This window comes from Micromonospora solifontis (assembly GCF_003725545.1).
GTDB lineage: Bacteria > Actinomycetota > Actinomycetes > Mycobacteriales > Micromonosporaceae > Micromonospora > Micromonospora solifontis.
Genome location: NZ_RJLN01000158.1, coordinates 1 through 6,063, shown reverse-complemented (window position 1 = coordinate 6,063; position 6,063 = coordinate 1). Strand labels below are relative to the sequence as shown.

3 protein-coding genes are annotated in these 6,063 nt (G+C 65.5%); 1 reads left to right on the top strand and 2 read right to left on the bottom strand.

All coding sequences use genetic code 11. The annotated features are described in order from the left end of the window. Positions 1-185: 185 nt before the first annotated feature. Entirely contained in the window at positions 186-1,085 is a 900-nt protein-coding gene (locus EFE23_RS27305; protein ID WP_148058557.1) for a hypothetical protein, read from the bottom strand. Between the two features lie 532 nt (positions 1,086-1,617). On the opposite strand from EFE23_RS27305, the gene EFE23_RS27300 reads away from it, so the two are divergent. Further along, the gene (locus EFE23_RS27300) at positions 1,618-4,551 is read left to right on the top strand and encodes a tetratricopeptide repeat protein (RefSeq protein WP_148058556.1); all 2,934 of its coding nucleotides are present in this window, start codon (positions 1,618-1,620) and stop codon (positions 4,549-4,551) included. 315 nt (positions 4,552-4,866) lie between these two features. On the opposite strand, the gene EFE23_RS27295 is transcribed toward EFE23_RS27300, so the two are convergent. After that, the gene (locus tag EFE23_RS27295; RefSeq protein WP_439650880.1) at positions 4,867-6,003 is read right to left on the bottom strand and encodes an IS701 family transposase; all 1,137 of its coding nucleotides are present in this window, start codon (positions 6,001-6,003) and stop codon (positions 4,867-4,869) included. Positions 6,004-6,063 lie beyond the last annotated feature (60 nt).

The following is a 6,063-nucleotide window of genomic DNA, read 5'->3' as shown; positions in this document are numbered from 1 at the left end:
GCCCTCGCGCCCTCGTAGCTCAGGGGATAGAGCATCGGTTTCCTAACCCGACGCTCCGCCTGTGTCCCCAGGTTGATGAACTGCGCTTTCTTGTTTCCCGCCATTGCGTGCCGGTCGCTGTGCGGCCCTGCTGCGATCGTTTGCTGAAGATCAGCTGAAGCGTTGCGGCTGCTGCGTGTGCAGGCTCATCGCTTCTTGCGACGCCCCTTCCGTAGGGCCGACTCGGCTTCCTGGCGTCGACGGATGGCAGCCTCGTCGCGCTGAGGAACAATGGCCGCGTCCGAGATGCGGGGGCGCCGGCCCCTGCTGTCGCGGACTCGGCGCGCGCCGGCGACTCGCCACTGCTGCAGGACGCCGGGCAGGCTTTCTCGGGTACGGAACCACGACACAGCTGCCGCGGTAGAGGCGTCGCTCGCGTCTTCCCACTTGGCCATCATGTCGGGCTCGAAGAGGAAGTTCGCCGCGAGTTGGAGGTAGAGGTCATCCTTGGCCTCGGCGAACTTCTTCATCGCCTGAACCTGGCAGATCTGTGGGCAGAACGCCGCGCCGATGAACCATGTGGCGCCGGCCATGACCGCGCCTGAGTCCTCGCCTTCCTCGGGCGTTGGCGCGCAGAGGAGGTCCACGATACGCCGCTCGGCGTCGTCGAGCTGAATAGGGACCTCGTCGCGGAGGGCGGCCTCGTACACCTGGCGGGCGTCGTCGGCACCGGTGAGGCGGTGCGTGCGACGCAGCCCGGCCATGTCGAACATCAGGATGCTCTTGCCAACCTGAAGTTCGCTGTCGTGGCCGTACACGGCGGCGGTGCTGTCGAAGCCGGCCAGCACGAGCGTTTCGGCGCGTCGCTGACCCTTGCGCTGTGCGTCGCCCAGCCGAGCGTGGGGCGACGAGACGAACGGGCACACCTGCGCGGCATAGAGCGCGCACACCTCGTGCACCGGCGCCTCGTTGAACGTGGGGGTCTCGCCCATGTGCTGCAACTGGTCGTCGAACGTGACTTGCCAGCGCAGCTCGTCCCGGAACGGCATGGCGCACACCCCGCACAGGTCGTAGGTGGCAAGAACAAGCTTGCGCTGTTCGGACAAGGCCCCATAGTCCACTCCGCCCGGTTCCTGCGGAATGACCGCGATGATCGGGTACCCGCGGGGATCCACAGGGAGGTGCGAACAGCGCACCGGCGCCTTTACCTCTGCGGGCCGGGTGCCAACACCTGTTCGGGAGCCAGTGACCACGTGCCCAATCTACGACCCCAGAACATCCATCCTCCCGCGGCCCAACGTGTCGGCTCTATCATCCTTCTACTGGTGGTTGCCCCGATCTACGGTGTCGCCAGCGTCACCGCCGGTGGTTTCGCAGGTCCAGTGCCGCCGGCTCACACGCCCTCAGCGCGTTCGCGCACGGTGCACTGGCCCGCAGCACGCTCGGCGGCCTCGGACTGGGCTCCCCACCGGGACGGTGCTGGCCGGCCCATGGCTGGCGTGCTGCTCGGCTACGTGCGCGTTGTCAGGGGTGGTCTCCGTCGGATGCCTGCGGCTTGGCTGGTCCCGCCTCTTGTGGGAGGCGAGGTACGGGGAAGCGGGTTTGCGGCTCTCCTAACGTTCCGGCAGCCTTGGGCCTGTGACTACTGCGGCACGGGGCGCAATCGGCGGATCGGCTGGCGAGGTTGGCAGCGCCCACCGGGCAGCGGCAGCGGCATTCATCGTGGTGCACGGTTTACTCGAAGAGGAAGTCCAAGGGCTCCTCCCGCAGGGCGGCGGCGCTCCAGTCTTGGTCAGGCTCGAAGTTGACGAGCCCACGGACGACATCTACTGCGAGTGTGCCCTCGGTCGTCGCGCCTGGGTACAGGCGAAGCACGAGCTAAGCGTGGGAGCCGATGGAAAGGGCCTCAAGCCGGTCATCGAACAGTGGGCCAGCATGATCCGCGATGGACGAGTCGAGCCCGGCGATGGCCTGGTACTGGCCGTGAGGCACCTGACAGGTCCACTCGAGGTTCTAAGGGCGGCACTCAATCGGCGACGAGACCCCTATAGCGGAGCTCCAACGGGTGAGCAGCAAAACGCGCTGGACCTCGTGAGAAAACAGTTTTTTCTAGCAGCACCCGACCTCCCAACCGACGCCGCGGAGCGACTCCTGAACCATGCGGTGATCTGGCATGTGGATGCCGCCGACGCGGAGAACATCCTAATCGGCGAACCGGTACTTGGTCGGGACGCCCATCTCGGGGCTATTCGGCTGCGTTCCTTAGTCGAACAGCCCGATGCCGCAGCTAGAGCCATGGCGCTCCTTACGGTGGCCGCTCGCGCCTATGCGGCCCGCCGCTCTGGAGGTGACATGGCCGCCTGGCGGCGGGCGCTTTCCAATCAGGGAATCCGAACCACCGCCTCTCCTCCAGGCTCCCGGATTGAGGCATGCGACCCCTTGAGTCTGGGCGTCCACCGCTGTATTAAGCTGAACAATCCCCACAAGTCAGAACTGCCGCCTTACGTTGAGCGAGAGCATGACTCGCGTTTGCGGGATATCGTCGACGGCGTTATCCAGGGCGAGAGTCGAATGGCAACTCTAGTGGCCGGATCGTCTACCGGAAAGACCCGCGCTTGTTGGGAGGCGGTGCTCTATCTGAACGAGCAGCAGCCTGGCCGGTGGCGTTTATGGCATCCCTACAGCCCCACCCACGTGGATGCGGCTTTGGAAGAGCTAGACCGGGTCGGCCCCTACTCGGTGGTATGGCTCAACGAGGTGCGGCGGTACCTCGCTCCGACAGATCCTGGGGCGGGCGAACGTATTGCCGCAGGACTGCGGCGTCTACTCAACAGTCCCGATCGCGGACCAGTCCTGGTCCTCGCCACGGCGTGGCGGGAACACTGGAACGACTTGGTCCGTCAGCCCAGCCGCGACCGACCCGACTTGTATTCACAAGCCCGCGAGCTCCTAGCTGAAACCTGCATCGAGGTCGCTGAGGGCTTCACCGTGGAGCAACTGGCCACACTGCGGACGAGGGTCGAAGACGCCCGATTGCGCCATGCCGCCGAACGTTCCGATGGTGGCCGCGTCACTCAATATCTAGCCGCCGCACCAGAGCTGGAGAACAAGTACCGCCTTGCCGAACCGCAGGCCCGGGCGGTAGTCGACGTCGCCATCGACGCTCGTCGTCTCGGCCATCCATCGGACATCCCACGAGATCTCCTGGAGAAGGCAGCCCATGGATACTTGGATGACCATGAGTGGAACCGGGCTCCGGATGACTGGCTCGGCGAGGCACTCCGATATGCCAGCGAGGAGTGCCGGGGAGCAGTCAGCCTACTCACGCGTATACGACCACGGCATCCAGCCGGGAGAAACGACCGTCCCTCCTACCGGTTGGCCGACCATGTCGAACAGATCGGCAGCAGGGAGCGGGCGTTCAGGTTCCCGCCAGCTAGTTTCTGGGAATCTGTTGCAGATGTCGTGGAGGACGCCAGCCTGCTGTTCACGATAGCCCGCCACGCGGACAACCGGGGCCGTTACCAGCGAGCTATAGCCCTCTATCTGCGGGCAGTGAGCAAGGGAAGCATGAGGGCGGTCACTCAACTCGTCCGCTTGTGGGAGCGCGCCGAGGATGCTGCCAGCGCGGAGGCGATCTGTATCCAGTTCCTTGACAAAGCGGATCCCGACATCCTGTACGTTCTAGCTCGAATGCGTGACCGGGGAGGCGATCTTGGTGCCGCTGAAGCGTTGTACCGGCAGGCGGCTGAGGGTGGGCGAGGGGAAGCGGTTGAAGACCTGACCGATTTCCTCTTCAGAGTGGGTCGCCGCGTCGAAGCAGAAGAGTTCGCAGCACATGCAGCCAGACTGCTGAAAAAAACTCATGGCCTCGTTCGCATGGCGCAGCTGCTAGAAAAGGAGGGCGACCTCGCGGGTGCTGAGAAGTTTTGCCGAAAAGCCATTGGCAATGGCAATAGCTCCGCACTTATCAGACTAGCCCGACTGCGCAAGAAAGCCGGCGATCTCTTCGCGGTGGAGCATCTCTACAGGCAGGCCGTGGATTCTGGCCACACGGGAGTGTTGGTCAGCCTCGCGGATCTGCGCGAGAGGTTAGGCGACTTCGCAGGCGCGGAGCACCTCTACCAACAGGCCGTCGAAAAGGGCCACTACGGGGCCTTCGCCAACCGGGCGCGACGCCATCACCAGCTCAACGATCACGCGCGCGCCGAGCAGCTCGCCCGACAGGCCGCCAAGTACGGGGACCTTCGCACCTACGACAAGCTGATCCGGCTACGGCTCAGGTCAGGTGACCGGGACGGTGCTGAGCGCCTATGCGGACAGGCGGCTGAGTACGACCAAGACTGGGCGCTGACCAGACTGGCAAACATACGCGCTCACGACGGAGACACGGCGGGCGCTGAAAAGCTGACTCGGCAAGCGATCGAACTCGGCGTCCCTGGGGCAGTCGAGAGGCTCGCGAAGCTGCGGGAGGGTGCCCATGATCCCGCAGCGGCTTACCGGATCAAGCGCTTCGGACTCGATGACAGTGGCCGCCCTGCAACCTCCCTGCCGCGCTACCTTGAGTTTTGACCAGAGCCGCTTAGACCTGCAGATGAGGTGACCCGCGCGGCTGCCTGGACCAGACTGCTTCCCGTCGGTGAGACCGTGATCCCGCCGGCCACTCCACCGTGCCCGTCAAGATCACTCGGAGTCACATGGAGACTCCTAGTACTGCAACGGCAGTTGGTTAGGGGTAGCCGTGTCGTCGGTAGTGGCAGGTTCGGGCTTGGTGTTGGCGTCGTCTGCGCCATCGAGACCAGGCCCAGACGTGCTCTGGTGGGTGGGTTGATCGCACTGCGAGTGCGGTGAGGAGTCTTCGGATCTCCGGTACCGTGTAGCCGATCATCATGCCGTCGTCGGCGCTGGTTCCCCTTTTGCCGCAAGGGATCTGGCTGCGGACAGCCAAGCGTGGGCGGCCATCGCGAGGGTGATGTGGGCGTACCAGGCCCGCCAGTCGCGGACCTGGTACTCGTCGAGCCCGGCTTCGTTCTTGGCCTGCTGGAAGCACTCCTCGATCGCCCACCTCGCGCCCGCGACACGGGCGAGGTCGATCAGACGGGTGCGGCGTGGTCCGTAGCAGACGTAGTAGGCGATCTCGCCGGTGGTGATGCTGCGACGGGCCAGGAGCCAGTGTCCGCGGCCCGGCCGCCAGCAGATCCGTACCGGCACCCGAGCCCTCCAGTACTCGCGTGGCCCGTGCGCGCCGGCGCCAGCCGAGAGCCGGCACCACGCCCGAGCGGGCAGGGCGGCAACGAGTTGGTCAGCGCGGGCAGTTCCCATGGCGGTCGTGATCATGTCGTCGTTGCGGCGGGTCGCGACCACATACGCCACATCCCGGTGTTCCAGCCACACCCGCAGGGACTTCGACTGCCCGTAGGCCTCGTCCATCGTCACCCACCCCACCGGCACCCCCGCCTCCAAGGCGCGGGCGAGCATGGTCCGGGCCATCTGCACCTTCGTGGCGAACCCCACCTCGTCGGGGATCCCGGCGGCCCGGCACCGGTCCCGGTCATCGGTCCACGACGCAGGCAGGTACAGCTGCCGATCGATCAACGCGTGACCCTTCGCCGAGCGGTAGGCCAGGAACACCCCGACCTGGCAGTTCTCCGTCCGACCAGCCGTGCCGGAGTACTGACGCTGCACCCCCGCCGACCGGACACCCTTCTTCAGGAACCCCGTGTCATCGACAATCAACACCCCGGCCGGGTCACCGAGATACTCGACCACGTAGTCACGCACGTCATCCCGCACGGCGTCGACGTCCCAGTCCGCCCACCGCAACAACCGCTGCATCCCGTCCGGCGACACCTCACCGGCCTGCTCCGCCAAGGTCCAGCCGTTCTTACGACCCAGACCCGACACCAGCCCGCACAGGTACTGCCGCGCCCGCCGACGCGGCTCCGACCGGCGAAACCGCACCCCGACCCGAGCATGGAGCCGGTCCAGTTCCGCATGCCACCGATCGATATCAACGTCCGTCACGAGCTGACCAACGAACCCGACCCGAAGACGATTCGCCTACTGCCGTTGCAGTACTAGTAG